The organism is Parageobacillus thermoglucosidasius (assembly GCF_001295365.1).
Taxonomy (GTDB): domain Bacteria; phylum Bacillota; class Bacilli; order Bacillales; family Anoxybacillaceae; genus Parageobacillus; species Parageobacillus thermoglucosidasius.
Genome location: NZ_CP012712.1, coordinates 646615 through 666943, shown reverse-complemented (window position 1 = coordinate 666943; position 20329 = coordinate 646615). Strand labels below are relative to the sequence as shown.

General features: G+C 44.8%; 16 protein-coding genes and 1 pseudogene. 7 read left to right on the top strand and 10 right to left on the bottom strand.

Translation table 11 applies throughout. The annotated features are described in order from the left end of the window. Window positions 1-59 precede the first annotated feature (59 nt). The gene (gene pflA, locus AOT13_RS03330; RefSeq protein ID WP_013401887.1) at window positions 60-809 is read left to right on the top strand and encodes a pyruvate formate-lyase-activating protein; all 750 of its coding nucleotides are present in this window, start codon (window positions 60-62) and stop codon (window positions 807-809) included. Window positions 810-919: 110 nt separating this feature from the next. Here the strand turns inward: pflA and adhE are convergent, their stop codons facing one another. The 8 genes from adhE to AOT13_RS03290 all read right to left on the bottom strand — a co-directional run bounded on the left by adhE (window position 920) and on the right by AOT13_RS03290 (window position 9784). After that, complete coding sequence (gene adhE / locus AOT13_RS03325) at window positions 920-3523, bottom strand: bifunctional acetaldehyde-CoA/alcohol dehydrogenase (protein ID WP_042384339.1); 2604 nt, start codon at window positions 3521-3523, stop codon at window positions 920-922. A 354-nt stretch (window positions 3524-3877) separates the two neighbouring features. Further along, window positions 3878-4510, bottom strand: a complete 633-nt coding sequence (locus AOT13_RS03320) for a response regulator transcription factor (RefSeq protein ID WP_003253797.1) — start codon at window positions 4508-4510, stop codon at window positions 3878-3880. Continuing rightward, a complete protein-coding gene (locus tag AOT13_RS03315) occupies window positions 4507-5547 on the bottom strand; it encodes a sensor histidine kinase (protein WP_042384341.1) in 1041 nt (346 codons plus the stop codon). Before AOT13_RS03315 ends, AOT13_RS03320 begins: the two co-directional genes overlap by 4 nt. Beyond that, window positions 5544-6272: a cell wall-active antibiotics response protein LiaF gene (gene liaF / locus AOT13_RS03310; protein ID WP_042384348.1), complete on the bottom strand. Its 729-nt coding sequence runs from the start codon at window positions 6270-6272 to the stop codon at window positions 5544-5546. Before liaF ends, AOT13_RS03315 begins: the two co-directional genes overlap by 4 nt. Before the next feature lie 106 nt (window positions 6273-6378). Further along, a complete protein-coding gene (locus tag AOT13_RS03305) occupies window positions 6379-7023 on the bottom strand; it encodes a PspA/IM30 family protein (protein WP_042384350.1) in 645 nt (214 codons plus the stop codon). Window positions 7024-7038: 15 nt separating this feature from the next. After that, on the bottom strand, window positions 7039-7389 hold the full coding sequence (locus AOT13_RS03300) for a lmo0954 family membrane protein (RefSeq protein ID WP_013401892.1): 351 nt from the start codon (window positions 7387-7389) through the stop codon (window positions 7039-7041). 179 nt (window positions 7390-7568) lie between these two features. After that, on the bottom strand, window positions 7569-8957 hold the full coding sequence (locus tag AOT13_RS03295) for an ATP-binding protein (protein WP_042384353.1): 1389 nt from the start codon (window positions 8955-8957) through the stop codon (window positions 7569-7571). A gap of 215 nt (window positions 8958-9172) precedes the next feature. After that, complete coding sequence (locus tag AOT13_RS03290) at window positions 9173-9784, bottom strand: HD-GYP domain-containing protein (RefSeq protein WP_003253808.1); 612 nt, start codon at window positions 9782-9784, stop codon at window positions 9173-9175. Between the two features lie 210 nt (window positions 9785-9994). Between AOT13_RS03290 and AOT13_RS03285 the strand changes: the two genes are divergently transcribed. The 4 genes and pseudogenes from AOT13_RS03285 (at window position 9995) to manA (ending at window position 13191) form a co-directional block, all read left to right on the top strand. Continuing rightward, on the top strand, window positions 9995-11518 hold the full coding sequence (locus AOT13_RS03285; RefSeq protein ID WP_042384355.1) for an FAD-dependent oxidoreductase: 1524 nt from the start codon (window positions 9995-9997) through the stop codon (window positions 11516-11518). A gap of 93 nt (window positions 11519-11611) precedes the next feature. Beyond that, window positions 11612-11926 (top strand): PTS fructose transporter subunit IIB, encoded by a 315-nt coding sequence (locus AOT13_RS03280; RefSeq protein ID WP_311769430.1) that lies wholly within the window; start codon window positions 11612-11614, stop codon window positions 11924-11926. Then, window positions 11895-12167 (top strand): annotated as a pseudogene (locus AOT13_RS03275) (PTS sugar transporter subunit IIA); the annotation flags it as partial. The gene AOT13_RS03280 and the pseudogene AOT13_RS03275, both read left to right, overlap by 32 nt. 67 nt (window positions 12168-12234) lie before the next feature. Continuing rightward, on the top strand, window positions 12235-13191 hold the full coding sequence (gene manA / locus AOT13_RS03270; protein WP_003253816.1) for a mannose-6-phosphate isomerase, class I: 957 nt from the start codon (window positions 12235-12237) through the stop codon (window positions 13189-13191). A 55-nt stretch (window positions 13192-13246) separates the two neighbouring features. Here manA and AOT13_RS03265 read toward each other — a convergent pair whose 3' ends face one another. Then, complete coding sequence (locus tag AOT13_RS03265; RefSeq protein ID WP_042384362.1) at window positions 13247-14389, bottom strand: glycerate kinase; 1143 nt, start codon at window positions 14387-14389, stop codon at window positions 13247-13249. 26 nt (window positions 14390-14415) lie between these two features. Further along, a complete protein-coding gene (locus AOT13_RS03260; RefSeq protein WP_042384365.1) occupies window positions 14416-15681 on the bottom strand; it encodes a GntP family permease in 1266 nt (421 codons plus the stop codon). Between the two features lie 240 nt (window positions 15682-15921). Between AOT13_RS03260 and AOT13_RS03255 the strand changes: the two genes are divergently transcribed. Next, on the top strand, window positions 15922-17415 hold the full coding sequence (locus AOT13_RS03255) for a peptide MFS transporter (protein ID WP_045844648.1): 1494 nt from the start codon (window positions 15922-15924) through the stop codon (window positions 17413-17415). A gap of 520 nt (window positions 17416-17935) precedes the next feature. Then, on the top strand, window positions 17936-20254 hold the full coding sequence (locus tag AOT13_RS20885; RefSeq protein WP_232511558.1) for a BC_2427 family protein: 2319 nt from the start codon (window positions 17936-17938) through the stop codon (window positions 20252-20254). Window positions 20255-20329 lie beyond the last annotated feature (75 nt).

Sequence of the window (20329 nt, the reverse complement as noted above, 5' to 3'; positions counted from 1 at the left end):
AATCTCCCCCCTCCTTCTTAAGAGGGGGGTATATTTCTCTTAGGAAGGAGAACAGGCGTATGAAAGGATTTATTCATTCCATCGAATCATGCGGCACCGTCGACGGGCCGGGCCTTCGCTATGTCATCTTTACACAAGGCTGTGTGCTGCGCTGCCAATATTGCCATAACGCCGATACGTGGGAAATTGGAAAAGGAAAAGAAATGACTGTGGAAGAAATCATCGATGACGTGAAAACATACTTGCCGTTTATCAACGCTTCCAATGGCGGAATTACCGTCAGCGGCGGAGAGCCTTTGTTACAAATCGATTTTTTAATTGAATTATTTAAAGCATGCAAAAAACTGGGCATTCATACCGCGATCGATTCATCGGGAGGATGCTACACGACGGAAGCATCGTTCCAGCAAAAATTAAATGAATTACTTTCCTATACCGATTTAATTTTGCTTGATTTAAAACATATCGATGAGAAAAAACACCGGAAACTGACAGGAAAAACCAATAAACATATTTTACAATTTGCTCAGTTTTTATCCGAAAAAAACGTTCCTGTTTGGATCCGGCATGTTCTCGTTCCAACCATCACAGACGACCCGAATGACTTGCGCCGTCTCGCCGCTTTTATTCGCACATTAAAGAATGTGAAAAAAATTGAAATTCTCCCATACCATAAATTAGGAGTATACAAATGGAAAGCGCTTGGATTAAAATACCCTTTGGAAGGAATCGAGCCTCCTTCGGAAGAAAGCGTACAAATGGCACAGCGAATTCTTAACGGAACAGAAGATACAGTATCTCTTGCGTAATAATCTCTTTTCTCAGATGAAAGTTTTTTACACATGGAAAAAGGATGGCTCGCTGTGCTCATGAGCAGCAGGTGAGCCATCCTCTTTCTTTGGGGGAGTGGTTTTTATTTTTAAACTCCTTTAAACGCTTGGCGATAAATATGAACTAAATCGCTAACAAGCGGGAGTTTCGGGTTAGCAGTAGTACATTGGTCTTCGAAAGCCAATTCGGCTAATTTTTCAACTTTGCTTTCAAATTCTTGTTTGCTGACGCCGCATGCTTCAATGCTCAGCGGCATATCCAACTGTTTTGCCAGCTTAATGATCGCCTGAACGAGGCTTTCGACCCCTTCTTCCGTTGTGCGGGCCGGCAAGCCGAGCATTCTCGCAATTTCTGCATAGCGCTGGTCCGCTTTGAAATATTCGTATTTCGGAAATGCGGTAAATTTTTTCGGTTTCGCTGCGTTATAGCGAATGACATGCGGCATCAAAATGGTATTCGCGCGCCCATGCGGAATATGGAATTCCGCGCCAAGTTTATGAGCCAAACTATGGTTAATGCCTAAAAACGCGTTGGCAAATGCCATTCCCGCAATCGTAGAGGCGTTATGCATTTTCTCCCGGGCAAGCTCATCCGCTCCGTTTTGATATGCCCGCGGCAAATATTCAAATACGAGTTGGATTGCTTTCATGGCAAGACCATCGGTATAATCATTTGCCATATTGGAGACATACGCTTCGATCGCATGTGTCAATACATCCATTCCCGTATCGGCGGTGACATGTTTTGGCACGGTCATGACAAATTGCGGATCCACAATCGCGACGTCCGGTGTCAATTCATAATCTGCCAACGGATATTTTATATTCGTTTTTTTATCGGTAATGACGGCAAAGGACGTTACTTCCGATCCTGTTCCTGATGTCGTCGGAATGGCGACAAATTTCGCTTTTTGGCCCAGTTTTGGATATTTATAAACGCGTTTTCGAATATCTAAAAATTTTTGTTTTAATGCGTTGAAATCCGCTGTCGGATGCTCGTAAAAGAGCCACATCGCTTTTGCCGCATCCATTGGCGAGCCGCCTCCAAGCGCGATAATCACATCCGGCTCGAAACTTCTCATCATATCGACACCTTTCATTACCGTCTCAATTGAAGGATCTGGCTCTACTTCGGAGAAAATTTCACTATGCACATAATCCGGGCGTCTGCGCAAGTAATACAGCACTTTATCGACATATCCGAGCTTGACCATTCCCGGGTCGGTGACGATAAAAGCTCTGGAAATATCCGGCATTTTCGCTAAGTATTGTACAGCATTTTTTTCGAAATAAATTTTCGGCGGCACTTTAAACCATTGCATATTTACCGTCCTTTTTGCCATTCTTTTTATATTGATAAGATGAATCGCACTGACGTTTGTCGAAACAGAGTTTCCGCCAAATGTGCCGCATCCCAGCGTTAATGACGGAATGTACGCATTGTAAATATCGCCGATTGCTCCTTGCGAAGATGGCGCATTAACGATAATCCGTCCCGCTTTCATCCGTTTGCCAAATTCGGTAACCACGTTTTGATTATCGGAATGGATGACAGCCGAATGTCCCAAGCCGCCAAATTCCAGCATTTCTTCACAGCGCTTAAATCCTTCTTCCGTGCTGTTAACTTTATAGCAAGCAAGGACAGGGCTTAATTTTTCCCGAGACAACGGATATTTTGGCCCGACCCCTTTTAACTCAGCAACAAGAATTTTTGTGTCTTCCGGCACAGCGATGCCGGCCATTTTCGCAATTTCATAAGCTGGCTTTCCGACGATATCCGGGTTGACGGCGCATGTATTTTCATTGATAACGAGTTTTTCTACTTTTTTCTTTTCTTCTTCATTTAAGAAATAACAATGGTTTTCTATCATTTCTTTCTTTACTTGTTCATAAATTTCTTTATCAATAATGACTGCTTGTTCAGAAGCGCAAATCATGCCGTTATCAAACGTTTTCGATAAAATTAAGTCATTTACCGCCCGTTTTATGTTTGCCGTTTTTTCAATATAGCAAGGCACATTGCCAGGTCCGACGCCCAAAGCTGGTTTTCCAGAGCTGTACGCTGCTTTCACCATGCCGGCGCCACCAGTTGCCAAAATGAGAGAAACGCCAGGATGGTGCATAAGCTGATTGGTTGCATCAAGCGAAGGAGTTTCAATCCATTGAATGCAATGTTCTGGAGCCCCTGCCCGGACCGCCGCATCGCGCAGCACTCTTGCCGCTTCGCTGCTGCATCGTTGCGCCGATGGATGGAAAGCGAAAATAATCGGGTTGCGTGTTTTTATCGAGATTAACGCTTTAAACATCGTTGTCGATGTCGGGTTTGTCACTGGCGTAATCCCAGCAATAACACCAACAGGCTCAGCAATTTCGATAATTTCTTCATGCGGATTTTCATGAATAATCCCGACTGTTTTATCATACTTAATATTGTGGTATATATATTCTGTCGCAAAAAGGTTTTTTATGATTTTATCTTCATATACACCGCGTTTTGTTTCTTCTACTGCAAGCTTGGCTAATGCCATATGCTTGTCGAGCCCGGCTAACGCCATTTCTTTCACGATATGATCGATCGTTTCTTGATCGTAAGCGCGAATTTGTTCCAACGCTTTCTGTGCATTAGCGACAAGCTCATCAATCATTTTTGCTACTTCGATTTTTTTATCGACGACTCTCTCCTCCACAGCCATACGCATTCTCCCTCCTGATTGTGAAATGTTTCACAAATGATGTTAAAAAATAGAAGATGGAAATATTCCCATCTATACATCCCTTATTATAAATAGCTAACGAAGATTTTAGTTTGTCTAATTTGTGAAATGTTGAGCAATGTATTCATAAAATATTCACAAAAAATTTGTTGATTTTTTCTTTCTTAACCTATATCCTGTCCTCCCAGCAGCAGTGTTTTTCAAGCGTAAGCTTAAATTCTTCTTCGCATGACGCGTCTTGCAACGCCAATATATAACAAGAGGTTGCCTTAAGGCAACCTGCGTAGACGATGGCAAATTAGGTTTTGGCAAATGTCTAAAACCTCATTTAAGCTATTTGACTAATGAATGCTTAAATGCATAAATTACCGCTTGTGTCCGGTCTTGCACTCCTAATTTGCTTAAGATGTTGCTGACGTGGACTTTCACTGTTTTCACCGCAATAAACAGCTCATCAGCGATTTCTTGATTCGTTTTGCCCTGCGCCATTAACAAAAGCACTTCCATCTCCCGGTTTGTCAATTCTTCGTGAGGAAGGAGTTCTTTCTTTTGTTTCATTTTTGCCATTACTTTATTCGTCACTTCCGGTTCCAACACGGATTGGCCGTAAAATGTGGCACGGATCGCGTTGGCAATTTCGTTCGCTTTCGATGTCTTGAGCATATAGCTTGTTGCCCCGGCTTCCAGAGCCGGATACACTTTCTCGTCATCTAAAAAGCTCGTTACAACGATAATTTTCGCTTCCGGCCACTGGGCGATAATCTGTTTTGTCGCTTCAATTCCGTCCATCTCCGGCATCACTAAATCCATTAAAATAATATCCGGGCGCAGCTCAAGCGCCAGCTCTACAGCGCGTTTGCCGCTATCGGCTTCTCCCACCACTTCCATATCCGGCTGTGACGCCAAAAACGCCGAAACACCGATTCTCACCATTTCATGATCATCGGCCAATAAGACACGGATCATGATTTTCCTCCCTCCTCTATCATCGGCACTTTCACCTCTAACCGCGTTCCTTGATTCGGCACACTGACGATTTGCAGCGTTCCGCCGATCTCCAACGCGCGCTCATGCATATTTTGTAAACCGTACGACCCTGCTTTCACTTGGTCGACATGAAAACCAACGCCATCATCCGATACGCGCAAAATGACGAGTTGGTCCCGTTTCACTAGCAATACTTCCAATTTTGTCGCCTTTGCATGACGAAGCGTATTGGAAATCGACTCTTGCAAGATGCGAAATAAATGGTCTTCCACCCCTTTATCAAGCGGAATGTCTTCCACTTTCCACTCAATATGCAGCGGCACTTTTTGCCTTAGTTCCATCAATAACTCTTGAATTCCTTCTTTAAGCGATTTGCCTTTGAGGGCGACCGGGCGAAGGTGAAGCAATAACGCCCGCATTTCCAATTGTGATTGGTGAATCATTTCTTCAATTAAACGAAACTGCTTTTCCTCGCGCTCATCGGAAAACGTTTTTGTTTCATTGATGGCGGAAATAAGCATCGAGGCGGCAAACAGCTGCTGGCTGACCGAATCATGAAGCTCGCGCGCGAGCCGGTGCCGCTCTTGGGAAATGATGTCCTGAATCCGCTTTTCCTGCTCTTCCGCCTTTTCATTGGCGAGCCGTTGCGACAATTTCACTTGTTCTGCCATCTGCTTTTGAATTTTTTGAATGTGCGCTACCATCGCCGCCGCTTCTTTCAGCTTTGGAGGATCCAAAGAGGAAACAGGCTGGCCATATTCAAGCTGGCGCAGCGCATCCATCACCATACGCCATTGTTTTTGCCAAAAAAACCCGAACACAATGCCAAACACTGCCCCAGCCGCTATGCTAGTCCCTGCCATAAATAAAAGAAACGGAACACCCATGATTTCCTTTTCCCATAATAAAGACCAGTTCGGTAACGGATATGTGATAAATAGGGGCACGGCAGTAATGATGAAAACGAACAACGAAAAGCCAATTCCTGTGACCATATAACGCTGCACTGCATTCATACATGCTTCACCTCGATTGTTCCGATAATCATCGAGGTGAGTATTTTTACTTTTTGCTCCGCTTCCTCATACCCTTTTGTTTGAAAGCAAACGGTTTCGTTCCACAAATTCGCTTCTTTTCGCTCAAAAACAATGGCGGAGCCATAGATCGCCGAATGGTGCAGGCGCACTTCCACTTCATATGGCACAAGAATTTGCACGGTTCCAATCAAATGGCGGATGACAATGACGGCTTCGCCTTTCGGAAGCACCGTATAACTTAAATCAATCACCACATCGGAAATCCCGTTTTGAATGTTAATATCTTCCCACTCATAAACATGTTCCGGCGTTTTTTGGCTGTTAAAAAAGTGGTTTTTCCAGCGCGGTTTCCGCTCAAGGAGGGAGGATTCGCCATGCTTCCGCTCGACCATGACTGGCTGTATCTGTACAGGAGCTTTTTTCGACTGCATGTACTGCCAAATGATATACACTAAAATAAAAAACAACAAAATGCGAAATGTCGCCATGCTAGCTAATGAAATGACGAAACTAATGAGTCCGAACCAAAACAGAACAACGCCTGACAGCTTTGGCATCCGTTTTCTCCCTATATACATACAGCCAATCACGAAAAGCAGGAAGAAAACATCCCCATGTCGAAACAATAGCAGCTCTGCCAAAAAGAGAATGATGGCGATCATGGCAAACCAAGCGACGCGATCTGTTTTTTGCTGACGAAGCATCTCTTTTCCTCCCTCCTTTACGAACGATTGCCGCATCTCCATTATACAGCTAGTGAAAAAAGGGCGCTAATATGTAATACGCCCTTTTAAGAATACCATGGTTCCGCTATGAAATGGCATTTTTCTTTTCTGTTTCCAGCTTCTTCTCCAATTGCGCGATGCGTGCATCAATCGTGCTTGCATAGTAATTGGCTTTGACGTTTTGTTCCAAGCGTTCTAAATATTGTTCCATTTCGTAAAAACGGGGATAAGCGACATCGCTCCACCCTGCTTGCAGCACTTTGTCCATCCGGTAATGCGCGCGTGCGACATTCTCCCGTCCCATCAGCTGCATGCGGCGGATGTGCATATCTTTTAATTTATGCTTCATTTCTTCGTATTTTCTTTCCAACTGTTCTAACTCGTCGGCTGCTTGCCGGAGCAACTCTTGTATCCGTGCTGCTCTCTCTTCATAGTTTGCCTGTTCCAAAACAGCAAATTCATATAGTTCATTTTCCCCTGCTTGGGAAGCGATTTGCGCTTGATGCTTTCGCTTATCCGCAAGCTCTTTCGCCTGATTGTATTCGCGCTCAAGTTCTGCCTTCAATAGGTGCTGCCGCTCAAGCAGATGGCGAACCTTTTCTGCTTCCTTTTCGCATTGCCTCAAATATTCATTTAATAAAGCAATCGGATTTCGCTTTTCTTTTTGATCGATCATCTCATGCAAATCAGCCATAATGATATTTTTGATTCTCGTTAATAAATCGGCCATCCCTTTTTTCCTCCTTTATAAGCTTCTTTCCAACTCTGCCCACTGCTTTTCAAAATGAGCAAACGGGTCATCGCTTTCTTTCGGTTTCATCTGTTTAGTTTCATTCCATTTTTGATAAACTACATACAACACATACGCCGCGACAACCGCAATGAGCGCAGGCGCATTCGAAGCGGAAGCAGCAAAAGCGATGATTCCGACCGCTATCCATAACAGTTTTTTCATCATTGTGTCCGCTTTCATCCATCGTTTCCAAGCATAATACAAAATGGCAAGGCTTACTGCGAAAACCGCGAGAGAACCAAGGTTGGCAAACAGCGTAACCGCCGCAACCGCACCGATTATCAACAATCCGATTTTTTTCACCGTTTTCCCTCCTTTCTGCCCCCATCTTACCAACCGTTTCCTATTTCGATAATGAGCCGAGGCGTTATTTTTCTCTAAGACTTGAGGCGTATTTTCTCATCTGCTCTCGCTCCAATTGCCACACATCGCAAAAAACTCTGATATGACATAAAAAAGAAGGCCGCTGAATAGCGCCTTCTTTATTCCGTTGCTTTCATATACGCTTGTTTCGGATGATTTGGCTGATCCGGATATTTTAAACGAATTTTTCCTTCTTCTATCAGTTTCCCTAAATAGTTGTTCCTTAATCCGTCCGGTGTTCTCTCCAACAGAGCCGCTAATTCCTTTAACATCAGCGGTCTTAGCGCACAAAGCTGCAAAATGATATTTTCCATCACACTTGGAGGCAATCGTTTTTTCTTTCTCGCTAACTCCGCAATGTTCCATAGCTTTTCATCGATTTCACTCTTTTCTTTATCTTTATCTGAATCAGATGAAGACAGCCCGTTATTTACGGAGTTAAGATGTTTATTTACGGAGTTAGGGTCTTTATTTATGAAGTTATCTTCGCTATTAACGGAGTTGTCATCTTTATTTATGGAGATTGGCGTCTTATTTACGGAGTTGTCCTTTTTATTAGCGGAGTTGTTTTCGCTATTTATAGAGCTTTGGTCGTTATTTATGGAGCTTTGGTATTTATTTATGGAGTTTAAGTCTTCTTCCGTTAACACGAGATCCATTTCCCGCTCCTCTTGCTGTTCTATATCTTGATATATATCTGTTTCATACGATGCTGCTGTTTCATCTGGAAAACCGAACGGATATATTATCACAACAGTTCGCTCCGGATTCGAATGCTGAATAAATTCCGGCTGCTTGCATTGCGGGCCGCTCCATGTTGTGACAATATGCTTCAGCCCGAATCCGGCACGTTTGCAAAGACCGATCAAAATAAACATTTTAAATAAATTCGGATTGCGGAGATTGCTCATATGTCCTGAAAGCGCTGCATCGACTGGAATGCGAAATAAGCCTGGATTAGCAAAGCGAAACACACCGTTTTCTTTTTCCACAATAATGCCGCCTTCCCCTAAATAATCGGCATGAACAATGGCATTGACAAGCGCCTCGCGCAACGCGGTTTGCACGGAATCGTCCATGTCATGCTGCTGCAGCTGTGACATCACTTTAAAATAAAAATCGTACAAATTGCCGGACCATGTGCCGTCTTGAGAGGTGAACCGCTTTATCCAGCCGTTCGTTACTATATCGTCCAAACTTTCACGGTATTCAAGAAAATATTGCGGCAAAACTTCTGTTATAACGCGTTCCTCACTAAACATCAACAATCCTGCCAGCGTAACTCCTTCTTTGCTGCTATCCCGCAGCTTCCCCCATGCACCGATTTTGTATAAAAATTCTTTCGTCTCCAACCCGTTCCACGGATGATTTGGCTTGACAGCTGCAAACTTTTCCCGGTAATTTTTAATCGATTCAAAATTTAATTCATTTAATCCGTAATGTTCCAAAATGGAACTATCGTGCCAAACAGATGAATTTTCCTCACGAAAATTTGAATATTTATTCACTTCTGATCTTCCTTTAACGATTATTTTTCGAATTTTTTCTCTCACTCTTATAAGAGCTGAAAGCTTCCGCCATCGAGGCGGGATGCCAAGCGGCCGCTAACGCCTCACCGCCGTGTTTCACTATCGTCTTCGCTTCTATTGTACCATCTTTCATTTTGATTGCATGCAAGTGCAGAAAACAAAAAAGCAGACGGCTTACGCTGCATCTGCTTACTCTAATATGTGTTTTCCAGCAATGCTGACGAGCTGTATTCGACAGGAATTTGCTCATATTCCATCCATTTAAGAAACATCGACGCCAGCTCAGGATCAAATTGTGTTCCTTTTCCTTTCACGATTTCTTCGTACGCTTCCTCCCAGCTTAGCGAAGAACGGTACGGGCGAATTCCCGTCATCGCTTCCAGTGAATCGGCAAGCGCTAATATTCTTGCTTCTAGCGGAATTTCCTTTCCTTTCAATCCATATGGGTATCCATTGCCATCCCAACGTTCATGATGAGAAAGCGCCATTTTGACCACTATTTCTGGAAGCGCATATTTCTCCAAAATCTCTGCGCCCAATTGCGGATGTTTTTTCATTTCCTCGTATTCCTGTTCAAGAAGTTTCCCTTTTTTGTGCAAAATCTCTGTTCTCACCTTTAATTTTCCGATATCATGAAGCAGGGAGCCTAATTCTAAATTCTTTATCTTCTCCGTCTCAATCTCCGCAAAGCGAACAAAGGACATCAATATTTTTGTGACGCGATACGAATGCAAAAACGTCAATTTGTCTTTTTTCCATAGCCCTCGCATTAAAAGGCACAAGTCCATATTCCGCCATAATTCCATTGTATCAACGACCCTTCTCCCGTGTACATTAACCGCTCTTCTCGCTTGCTGCTTCCCCACAAGTCTGTTTTTTTTATTTTATCATAGACAGATTTTTTAAGTCATTTTTCACCTCTGCTGATTGCGCATGAAAACGCAGATGGATAGTTTGCCTAAAAACGAGCAAAACTAATACATATTAACACTCAACTAAGGAGGCTTTTGTTACAGATGCCATCTCTTCCCTTATCACTAGAGCCGTATTGGCGGACATCTGCCGCGCTGCCGTCATTTTCGAAACTATCAGAACATATCCGCACTGATGTCGCCATTATCGGCGGAGGAATTTCGGGAATCACGACCGCCTATTTGCTCGCCAAAAACGGAGTGCGCGTCGTTTTATTGGAAGCGGACCGCCTTCTCAACGGAACGACAGGACATACGACGGCAAAAATTACCGCCCAGCACGATATCATTTATGATGAACTGATCAACCACCTTGGCCAGGAAAAGGCAAAACTGTACTATGCGGCGTGCATGGAAGCACTGCGTTTTATTCGAAGCACAGTCAACCAGGAAGCGATTGACTGCGACTTTATGGCACAAGACGCATATATATACGCCGATTCATCCTCATCGCTGACAAAGTTAATAAACGAATGGAAAGCGTATGAAAAGCTTGGCATTGACGGAACATTCGTCGAATCGCTTCCGCTTCCGCTCCCTGTGAAAGGCGCTGTCATGATGAAAAATCAGGCGCAATTTCATCCGTTGAAATATTTGGCAAAACTAGTGAATGCCATTATCCAAGCCGGCGGGCGCATCTATGAGCACACTCCTGCCGCTGACATTGAGCAAGGATCGGCGCTGACGGTCGTCACCCGCGACAAAAAACGGGTCGCATGCGAGCATGTCGTCGTTTGTTCCCATTTTCCGTTTTATGACGGCGGCTTTTACTTTTCGCGCATGTACGCGGAACGCTCTTACGTATTAGGCGTGAAAATCGCTGAAGCCTATCCGGGCGGCATGTATTTAAGCGCAGATCAGCCAAAACGCTCGATCCGCTATGCCCCCATGAATGGGGAAAACTTAATTTTAATTGGAGGGGAAAACCACAAAACGGGACAGGGCGTCCCGACGATGAAGCATTATGAGTCATTGCAGTCGTTTGCCTCGGAGTTATTTACGGTAACCGACATCCCTTACCGCTGGTCGGCGCAAGATTTAACAACGCTCGATAAAGTGCCGTACATCGGAACCATGACTGCAGGAACACCGAACATCTTTGTCGCGACGGGATACCGCAAATGGGGCATGACGCATGGGACAATAGCGGGGCTGTTAATCAGCGACCTGATCCTTGGCCGCGACAACCGCTACCGTGACTTATATACGCCGTCGCGGTTTTATGCCGACCCAAGCGTCAAACATTTTCTTACGCAAAATGTTGATGTCGCGAAACATCTCGTCGAAGGAAAAATAGAAGTGGTCGTCCGCAAACCGGAAGACTTGGCAAACGGCGAAGGCGCCGTTGTCACCGTGAACGGAAAACGAGCCGGCGCGTATAAAGATGAAAGCGGAACATTGTCCATCGTCGATACGACATGCACCCATATGGGATGCGAACTGGAGTGGAACAGTGGCGACCGCACGTGGGACTGTCCGTGCCACGGTTCGCGCTTCTCCGTTGACGGCAATGTCGTCGAAGGACCGGCGCAACAGCCTTTAAACAAAATCGGTGGCGATCTATCATAAACAGAGGAGCCGTCTTATGGAGCGGCTCTTTCTCTATTTCCATCATTTTTTACCGGAACTTACGGTATCTATTTATTCTATTTCCGATGTCAAATGACATTAATATTAAATTGTGAAAAGGTTTACAAAACGGGAGGGAACAACATGAAACTACTTGCCATTACGTCGTGCCCTAACGGTATTGCGCACACATATATGGCTGCTGAAAAACTAGCAAAAGCAGCGGAAAAAATGGGACATGAAATGAAAGTAGAGACACAAGGTTCCATTGGAGTGGAAAATGAGTTAACTCCAGAGGATATTCAATCCGCAGACGGAATTATCATCGCCGCAGACAAACAAGTAGATAAAAGTCGCTTCTATGGGAAACGGGTGCTTGAAGATTGCGATTCCTCATGGAAAAAGTAATGCGGTAAAGCAAACGCGTGTTGCCTTCGGGGTAAAACGTAGCGGCGTAGATTGGGGCAGTTTAGATGGCGAAAAAGCCCAGCTCATTTTTATGATTGCCGTACCAGAAGAACAAGCGGGTAACGAACATTTAAAAATTCTTCAACTCTTATCTCGAAAACTGATGGATGATGAATTTCGCGAACAGCTTCTACAAGCCAAAACAAAAGAAGAAGTTATGCAATTATTTGAACAAGTATAAACAGAAATATTTTTGTATAATGAAATTATGGTGAACCATGCATAACTCTATCAAAGGGGTGATTCCCATGCAAATCGAGCCAATTTTTCTCACTCCTGTTTTTCAAGAGCGCATTTGGGGCGGCACAAAATTGGCGGATGAATTCGGCTATTCCATCCCGTCGGCACATACGGGAGAATGCTGGGCAGTTTCCGCTCATCCGAACGGACAAACCGTGGTGAAAAACGGGCCGTTTCAAGGAATGACGCTTGGACAACTGTGGGAAGAGCGCCATGACTTATTTGGCCGCTTTCCGGCGGACCGTTTTCCGTTATTGACGAAAATTTTAGATGCCAACGCGGATTTATCGGTGCAAGTGCACCCTGATGACGCGTATGCACAAGAACATGAAAATGGCGAATTCGGCAAAACGGAATGTTGGTATATTATTGACTGCAAACAAGGTGCACAACTTGTTTACGGACATCATGCGAAAACAAAAGAAGAACTGAAAGAAATGATGGAAAACGGGCAATGGGACAAGCTGCTTCGCAAAATTCCGATTAAGCCCGGCGACTTTTTCTATGTCCCAAGCGGCACGATCCACGCCCTTTGTGAAGGCACGCTCGTCTTAGAAACGCAGCAAAGCTCCGACACGACCTACCGCGTCTACGACTATGACCGTGTCGACAGCAACGGGAAGAAACGTGAGCTCCATTTAGATAAAGCGCTCGATGTCATTACTGTCCCGCATCGCGACGCGGATATTCATGAAAGCGTCGCTAAAGTGGATGACGCTATCATTACGACATTTATCGAATGCGACTACTTTGGCGTGCAAAAATGGGAAATTAATGGGAGCGCCAACTTGGAGCAAACGAAACATTTCCTTATCGTCAGCATCCTTGATGGAAAAGGGCAGCTCATATCCGAAGGGCGTGCATACGACTTAACGAAAGGAGACCATTTCATTCTTCCATATCAATTTGGGCGTTTTTCCGTAAAAGGAACGCTCAAAGCGATTGCCTCATGGCCACGTCCATAACGCAAAAAGAGTTGTCTCTCTGCTTGAGACAACTCTTTTTCGTTTCCACCGTTTTTTAACCCATATTTCTCCCGATTTTACAAGCCGCTGCTATGTTTCGAGCCGTTTGGGCAATGTAATATTCCGCGTTTTTTAGCGCTTTTTCCAGCGGAATCACCCCCGGCACGACGCTATAAAGCGCATCGATTCCGTGGTTTAGCACGACATCGCTGTCATCGGACAATGAGCCGGCAAGCGCAATGACCGGAATATGGTGCCGCTTTGCCGCTTTCGCTACACCGATCGGCGTTTTCCCGAAAACCGTCTGTCCGTCAATGCGCCCTTCTCCCGTAATCACCAGCGATGCGCCTTGAATTCTCTCATGAAATTTCACCGTCTCCAACACAATCTCGACACCGCGTTTCAATTCCGCATGAAGAAAAGCAAGCAATCCAGCGCCGAGCCCGCCGGCTGCGCCAGCACCCGGAATATCTTTTACTTGTTTGCCTAACACTCGTTCAATGACATCCGCATAATGTTGTAAATTTTGCTCTAGCGTCGCGACCATTTCCGGTGTCGCGCCTTTTTGCGGCCCAAAAACCGCCGAAGCGCCTCTTGCCCCTGTCAACGGATTATCAACATCGCACGCAATCTCTATTTTTACATGGTTTAGCCGCGCATCAAGCCGAGATAAGTCAATGTCAGCAAGCTCGGACAAACTTCCTCCTCCAGGGCCAATCTCTTTTCCATACCGGTCTAAAAGGCGGCCGCCGAGCGCCTGAATCATGCCAGCCCCGCCGTCATTTGTCGCGCTTCCGCCGATGCCGACAATAATATGCTCGGCGCCTTCGTCCAGCGCGGCGAGAATCAATTCCCCTGTCCCTCTCGTTGTCGTCACAAGCGGATTTCGCTTTTCACGCGGAACAAGGTGCAATCCAGAAGCAGCCGCCATTTCAATGACTGCCGTTTTTCCGTCACCAAGCATGCCGAAAAAAGCTTGGACGCGATCCCCAAGCGGTCCTGTCACTTCTGTTGTCACCATTCTCCCATTTGTTGCGTCGACTAATGACTGGACGGTTCCTTCCCCGCCGTCCGCCATCGGAATTTTCACATATTCTGCATCAGGAAATATATCGCGAAACCCTTTTTCAATCGCGTTCGCCACCGCAAACGCAGACAAGCTTTCTTTAAACGAATCAGGCGCAATAATGACTTTCATGTTATCCACCACCCCATTAGTTATCGTTAAAACAAACGAAACATCCCGAAAATAAGCGTCGATATGACGGCAAGCGTCAAGCCGATGAGCGACTCATACGGAATTAATTTCAGCCGCTCTTTTATCTCCATGTGGACGCTGCCCGCCGTCGCGTGGAAGAAGCTGCCGTGCGGCAAATGGTCCAGCACGGTCGCGCCGGCATGAACCATCGCAGCCCCGGCTAACGCGGAAATTCCTAAACTCATTATCATCCCGCCAAACACACTGCTGGCAACCGCCGTTCCCGCCGTCGTCGAAGCGGTCGCACCAGACATCAAAATCCCCGCAATTGGCGCCAGCACGTACGCCGGCAGCCCGGAATGGTCCAAACCGGCAATGATCGCGTCTTTGAGAGAGGAATTGGCCACAATGCCCGCTAATGTCCCTGTTCCGACTAACATAATCGCAACGCCGGACATTTTCGCCAGCCCGGATATCGCATAATCATTCAATTCCTTCCCCTTTTGCATCGCTATCGCGCCGACAATGCCGCCGATTGGAAGGGCGATCATAGGATCAACCGCAATACGGAACAACGGGCGCAGCGCAAGCAACAATATGGCCACGAGCGGGCCAATGATGGCCGTAAAAAAGGAAGGAAGAACCTGCCCGCTCTTTTCTCTTTCCGGCACATCATACACAAGCGTTCCTTTCCGCGCGAGCTTTTTTGCGATAACGTACGTGACAATCAACCCGAATGCCGCGGGGATCATGCCGGCAGCCATTAATGATGTCAACGGGACATGAAACGCGTCCGCGGCGGCGATGGCATTCGGGTTTGGTGACATAATGTTTCCCGCCTTCCCGCCGCCGATCATCGCCAGCAAAATCGCCGTTTTCGCTAAGCCGGCGCGTCCTGCGATGGCCAACGCAATTGGCGCGACGGTAATGACCGCGACATCAATAAATACTCCGATTGCGGTCAGCAGCAGCGTCGCCACCGCAAGGGCAAGCAAAGCCCGCGTTTCGCCAAATTTTCGAACGATCGTCTCGGCAATCGAAGCCGCTGCCCCCGATTCAATTAAAACTCCGGCTAACACTCCTGCCGCCAAAATGCGCAAGATGGCAGGAACCATGCCTTTCGCTCCATCCATCATGACCGCGACCGTATCCGCCACGTTCACCCCGCTAACCATTCCGCCAACGAAAGCTCCGGCGATCATTCCGTAAGCGGGGGGAACTTTCCGCAAAATTAGCACAATGGCAACAACTAACGCTGCGATTGCTCCTGACGCACTTACTTGAACATCCATCCACCGTTCCTCCTTTATATATTTCATTGTAATAATTTCCAGAATCTAAATCACCAGTTTTTTAACTCCTGAAAGGAAATATAACTAACTTATTATTCTAAAAAATTTTATTATTTACTTTACTCATTGTTTACTTTAAAATTAATTAAGTATTCAAAAACAATTCTACCCTAATCCTTTAAAATATTCCGACAATACAGAAAAGAAAAATTATTATATCAGAATAAAGGAGGTTATTTTATGTCAAATGCAAACAAGCAAAAAATTGTTGCAAGTGTCCCGCAACAAGGCTTTTTTGGCCATCCTAAAGGGTTGTTCACGCTTTTCTTCACCGAATTTTGGGAACGTTTCTCGTATTACGGAATGAGGGCAATCCTTGTTTTCTATATGTATTATGAAGTATCCAAAGGCGGATTAGGGCTTGATGAAACCACTGCTCTCGCCATCATGTCGATTTACGGATCGCTAGTATATATGTCTGGCATTATCGGCGGCTGGCTGGCTGACAGAATATTCGGCACTTCTAAAGCCGTATTTTACGGTGGAATCTTAATTATGTTTGGTCATATTGCTTTGGCGATACCTGGAAACATCACCCTCTTCTTCATTTCCATGGTCTTGATCGTGCTTGGTACAGGATTGCTGAAGCCTAACGTTTCCAGCATTGTCGGAGATATTTACAGCGAAGAAGACAATCGCCGCGATGCGGGATTCAGCATTTTCTACATGGGAATCAACCTGGGAGGATTCCTCGCTCCGTTAATTGTCGGAACAGCGGGAATGAAATACAATTTCCACTTAGGTTTCGGTATCGCCGCTGTCGGCATGTTTTTAGGATTGCTAGTTTTTATTTTCACCAAGAAAAAAAATCTTGGCCTTGCCGGCACATATGTGGCAAATCCTTTGTCACCAGCTGAAAAGAAAAAAGTATTCACCATGATTGGCGTCGGGGCTGCTCTTATTGCTGTCTTGATCGCTATCACCATTCCAATGGGCCTGTTGACATTTGACACTTTTATTGCGCTTGTGGGAATTCTCGGCATCGTCATTCCGACGATCTATTTCATCGTCATGTACCGCAGCCCAAAAACAACGGCAATAGAACGTTCACGTGTTATTGCTTATATTCCGTTATTTATCGCTTCTGTTATGTTCTGGGCGATTCAAGAGCAAGGATCGACCATCCTTGCCAACTACGCGGATAAACGCACACAATTAGACTTTGCGGGAATCCATATTTCACCTGCTTGGTTTCAATCATTAAACCCGTTATTTATTATCTTGTTCGCCCCTGTGTTTGCTTGGTTATGGGTGAAACTCGGAAGCCGCCAGCCGTCAATCCCTAAAAAGTTCTCTTTAGGCTTATTGTTCGCCGGCTTATCATACATTGTCATTCTTTTGCCGGCTTACTTTGGCGGCAACGATTCGTTAGTGAACCCGTTATGGCTTGTGCTTAGCTATTTAATTGTCGTATTTGGGGAATTATGCTTGTCACCTGTTGGGCTATCTGCCACTACAAAATTAGTACCTGCCGCCTTTTCAGCGCAAACGATGAGTTTATGGTTTTTATCCAATGCCGCTGCACAAGCCATTAATGCACAAATTGTCAAATTTTATACACCTGAGACGGAAATGCTTTACTTTGGCGTCATTGGCGGAATGGCTATCCTCTTTGGCGTTCTTCTCTTCGCACTATCGCCAAAAATTGAAGGCTATATGAAAGGTGTCAAGTAAACATTTATATAAAAGCGGCTTATTGTGAGATCGCCAAGCGCGTTGCAACATCGCCGATTTGCTAAGAACGAATGGTAATCCTCCGGCTTGCATATATGCCGGAGGATTTTTTGGACGTTTGTTCAGCGCTCCGCTTCTAAATGAAACGGTTATGCCTTCGCCAGCTCACAACTCGCATCATTTCATCTTCCTTGATCATTCGCAAGTTTACAGTTTCCTAATCATCATTATGTAAAGCTGATTCATGACATTCTAATTGTATTTATAACAGCCTTAATCTATTTTTCATTCCTTCCAGCTTCTTTTCTATTTATCGATAAAACTGCTTTTCATTTTAATGAAATTTGCCGTCAAAGAGCGGCCATGATGTGCTCTTCTGAAGAGACGCCGGCAAATCATCTCATTTGCGCAAAATACCGCATAGAATTTATTTTGAAATTTCCTAATTGTACAGGGACAAAAGCGGAAATAAAGCATAAATAATACAGTAACAATTAGTCTGGTTTGGGAGTGAGAGGTAATGAAAACTCCATGGATTCACTATGAGAGGATGCAGCAAATACATTCGAAACAAATGAACGTTTTTCAATCTTCAAGAGTGCAAAAAAAACCGATATATCCCGGTTTTCCATGTATAAACAAAGAGAGAACAAAAAAGGAAAATGATGGTTGCGAATCAAATACTGCGCCAAGTCGTGCTGATACAGTTGAAACCGTTAATTTACATGAAAACTATGATATAAAAAAGATGCCTAAACTGCACAAAAAAAATAATGTATCCAAACGGAGAAATGTATACAAAACGTGTCATATGGCGAAAAGAAACCAAACAGGCAGCACCGCTCTTTCTCCATCATCACCTGACAGGGACGATCCTGAACAAGTTTTCTCAGCGGACGGCCATGTTTTGAAAACGGATGGGCCCTCTTATTTGCAGCATATTCCTCTAACTGACCTTAACCATGAGGCAAATAATCCACCTTCCACCGACCCGGTTTTAAAATCTGGCTATCCGTCCAGCACGGATGAGAGGAATGAACCGCTTGCCAGTGAGAATGGCGATGAAACTTATCTCCTTGATGATACGGACAGCCTCTCTCCATTATTGGACGAAACTGGGCTTGAGCAGATTTCCGCAACGGACGATGATCATCTTTTGCAAGCAGATGGCTCTTCTCCCTTTCAGCCTATTTTTCTAACTAACCGCGGCCAGCCGGCAAAGGAGCCGCCTGCCGACCCGGTTTTAGAATCTGGCTATCCATCCAGCACGGATGAGAGGAATGAACCGCTTGCCAGTGAGAATGGCGATGAAACTTATCTCCTTGATGATACGGACAGCCTCTCTCCATTATTGGACGAAACTGGGCTTGAGCAGATTTCCGCAACGGACGATGATCATCTTTTGCAAGCAGATGGCTCTTCTCCCTTTCAGCCTATTTTTCTAACTAACCGCGGCCAGCCGGTAAAGGAGCTGATTCCTGCCGACCCGGTTTTAAAATCTGACTATCCATCCAGCATGGATGAGAGGAATGAAGCGCCTGCCAGTGAGAATGGCGATGAAACTTATCTCCTTGATGATACGGACAGCCTCTCTCCATTATTGGACGAAACTGGGCTTGAGCAGGTTTCCGCAACAGGCGATGATCATCTTTTGCAAGCAGATGGCTCTTCTCCCTTTCAGCCTATTTTTCTAACTAACCGCGGCCAGCCGGTAAAGGAGCTGACTGACGACCCGGTTTTAGAATCTGGCTATCCGTCCAGCACGGATGAGAGGAATGAACCGCCTGCCAGTGAGAATGGCGATGAAACTTACCTCCTTGATGATACGGACAGCCTCTCTCCATTATTGGACGAAACTGGGCTTGAGCAGGTTTCCGCAACGGACGATGATCATCTTTTGCAAGCAGATGGCTCTTCTCCCTTTCAGCCTATTTTTCTAACTAACCGCGGCCAGCCGGTAAAGGAGCTGATTCCTGCCGACCCGGTTTTAAAATCTGACTATCCATCCAGCATGGATGAGAGGAATGAAGCGCCTGCCAGTGAGAATGGCGATAAAACTTACCTTCTTGATGATACGGATAAGCTTCATAAGTATGAAAAAATATGTTCAATGACTATAAAAAGCCCATTTTCCACTTTTGTAGAAATTGATGATTTTCTTCATCCGCCTATCTTTGGCAGCACCGTTCAAAATTCAGCCGAATTTCTTGACTTAAACAACAAACAAACTCCTCAATCAAGCACCAAACTATTTCATACTACAACTTATTACCCTGAACAGCCTTATGGTCATTTAGTTTGCTCTAAAATTCATGAAATGCTGTTTTTTACTGACACTGTCCACACTTATGGCCTGAATCAGAAAAATAATCATTATGAATCCATTGTGGTTCCCGTACATGGCTCACCATTTGCAAAAATAGAAGAAACAAATAATAAATCTTATGCTTCTCATGACTTCATACAAATTAGAGCTCCAGTTGTCGTAGGGGAATATAAAGTGGAAATATGTTTAGAAGATGGGGTTGTGTTTGAAGAAGAAATCACGAGAGTGAAAGAAATCTCTAAAGAGGTCGTATTAACAACATGTAAATTCGTACCTACCCAATTTTCGCCATCATTAGATAATGGAATATGTTCAGCATTAAAAGGAATGTTATTTATCGAAGGATATATCCGGCAAAATATTGAGTATACTGCAGCTTCCAACAGAAATGCGGAACAAAAAGAGCCAGCAACTCATTTACGCCAATTACATCAAAAAATAGTATTGGATTTAATCATTCATTTGCTACAAGTGCAACAAGTTCTGCTCAGTTATGATGGCAATGGAATCTAGAAGGCCAGCAAGCGTATTGCCAATTCGCAATCCTCCCCTTGATTGAAAAATGAGACAAATGATTGCGTTACAAGC

What these genes read in the sequence shown, in the direction of transcription:
- pflA (WP_013401887.1), top strand. Translation starts at nt 60, where the DNA reads ATGAAAGGATTTATTCATTCCATCGAATCATGCGGCACCGTCGACGGG.
- adhE (WP_042384339.1), bottom strand. Translation starts at nt 3,523, where the DNA reads ATGGCTGTGGAGGAGAGAGTCGTCGATAAAAAAATCGAAGTAGCAAAA.
- AOT13_RS03320 (WP_003253797.1), bottom strand. Translation starts at nt 4,510, where the DNA reads ATGATCCGTGTCTTATTGGCCGATGATCATGAAATGGTGAGAATCGGT.
- AOT13_RS03315 (WP_042384341.1), bottom strand. Translation starts at nt 5,547, where the DNA reads ATGAATGCAGTGCAGCGTTATATGGTCACAGGAATTGGCTTTTCGTTG.
- liaF (WP_042384348.1), bottom strand. Translation starts at nt 6,272, where the DNA reads ATGCTTCGTCAGCAAAAAACAGATCGCGTCGCTTGGTTTGCCATGATC.
- AOT13_RS03305 (WP_042384350.1), bottom strand. Translation starts at nt 7,023, where the DNA reads ATGGCCGATTTATTAACGAGAATCAAAAATATCATTATGGCTGATTTG.
- AOT13_RS03290 (WP_003253808.1), bottom strand. Translation starts at nt 9,784, where the DNA reads ATGGAATTATGGCGGAATATGGACTTGTGCCTTTTAATGCGAGGGCTA.
- AOT13_RS03285 (WP_042384355.1), top strand. Translation starts at nt 9,995, where the DNA reads ATGCCATCTCTTCCCTTATCACTAGAGCCGTATTGGCGGACATCTGCC.
- AOT13_RS03280 (WP_311769430.1), top strand. Translation starts at nt 11,612, where the DNA reads ATGACATTAATATTAAATTGTGAAAAGGTTTACAAAACGGGAGGGAAC.
- manA (WP_003253816.1), top strand. Translation starts at nt 12,235, where the DNA reads ATGCAAATCGAGCCAATTTTTCTCACTCCTGTTTTTCAAGAGCGCATT.
- AOT13_RS03265 (WP_042384362.1), bottom strand. Translation starts at nt 14,389, where the DNA reads ATGAAAGTCATTATTGCGCCTGATTCGTTTAAAGAAAGCTTGTCTGCG.
- AOT13_RS03260 (WP_042384365.1), bottom strand. Translation starts at nt 15,681, where the DNA reads ATGGATGTTCAAGTAAGTGCGTCAGGAGCAATCGCAGCGTTAGTTGTT.
- AOT13_RS03255 (WP_045844648.1), top strand. Translation starts at nt 15,922, where the DNA reads ATGTCAAATGCAAACAAGCAAAAAATTGTTGCAAGTGTCCCGCAACAA.
- AOT13_RS20885 (WP_232511558.1), top strand. Translation starts at nt 17,936, where the DNA reads ATGAAAACTCCATGGATTCACTATGAGAGGATGCAGCAAATACATTCG.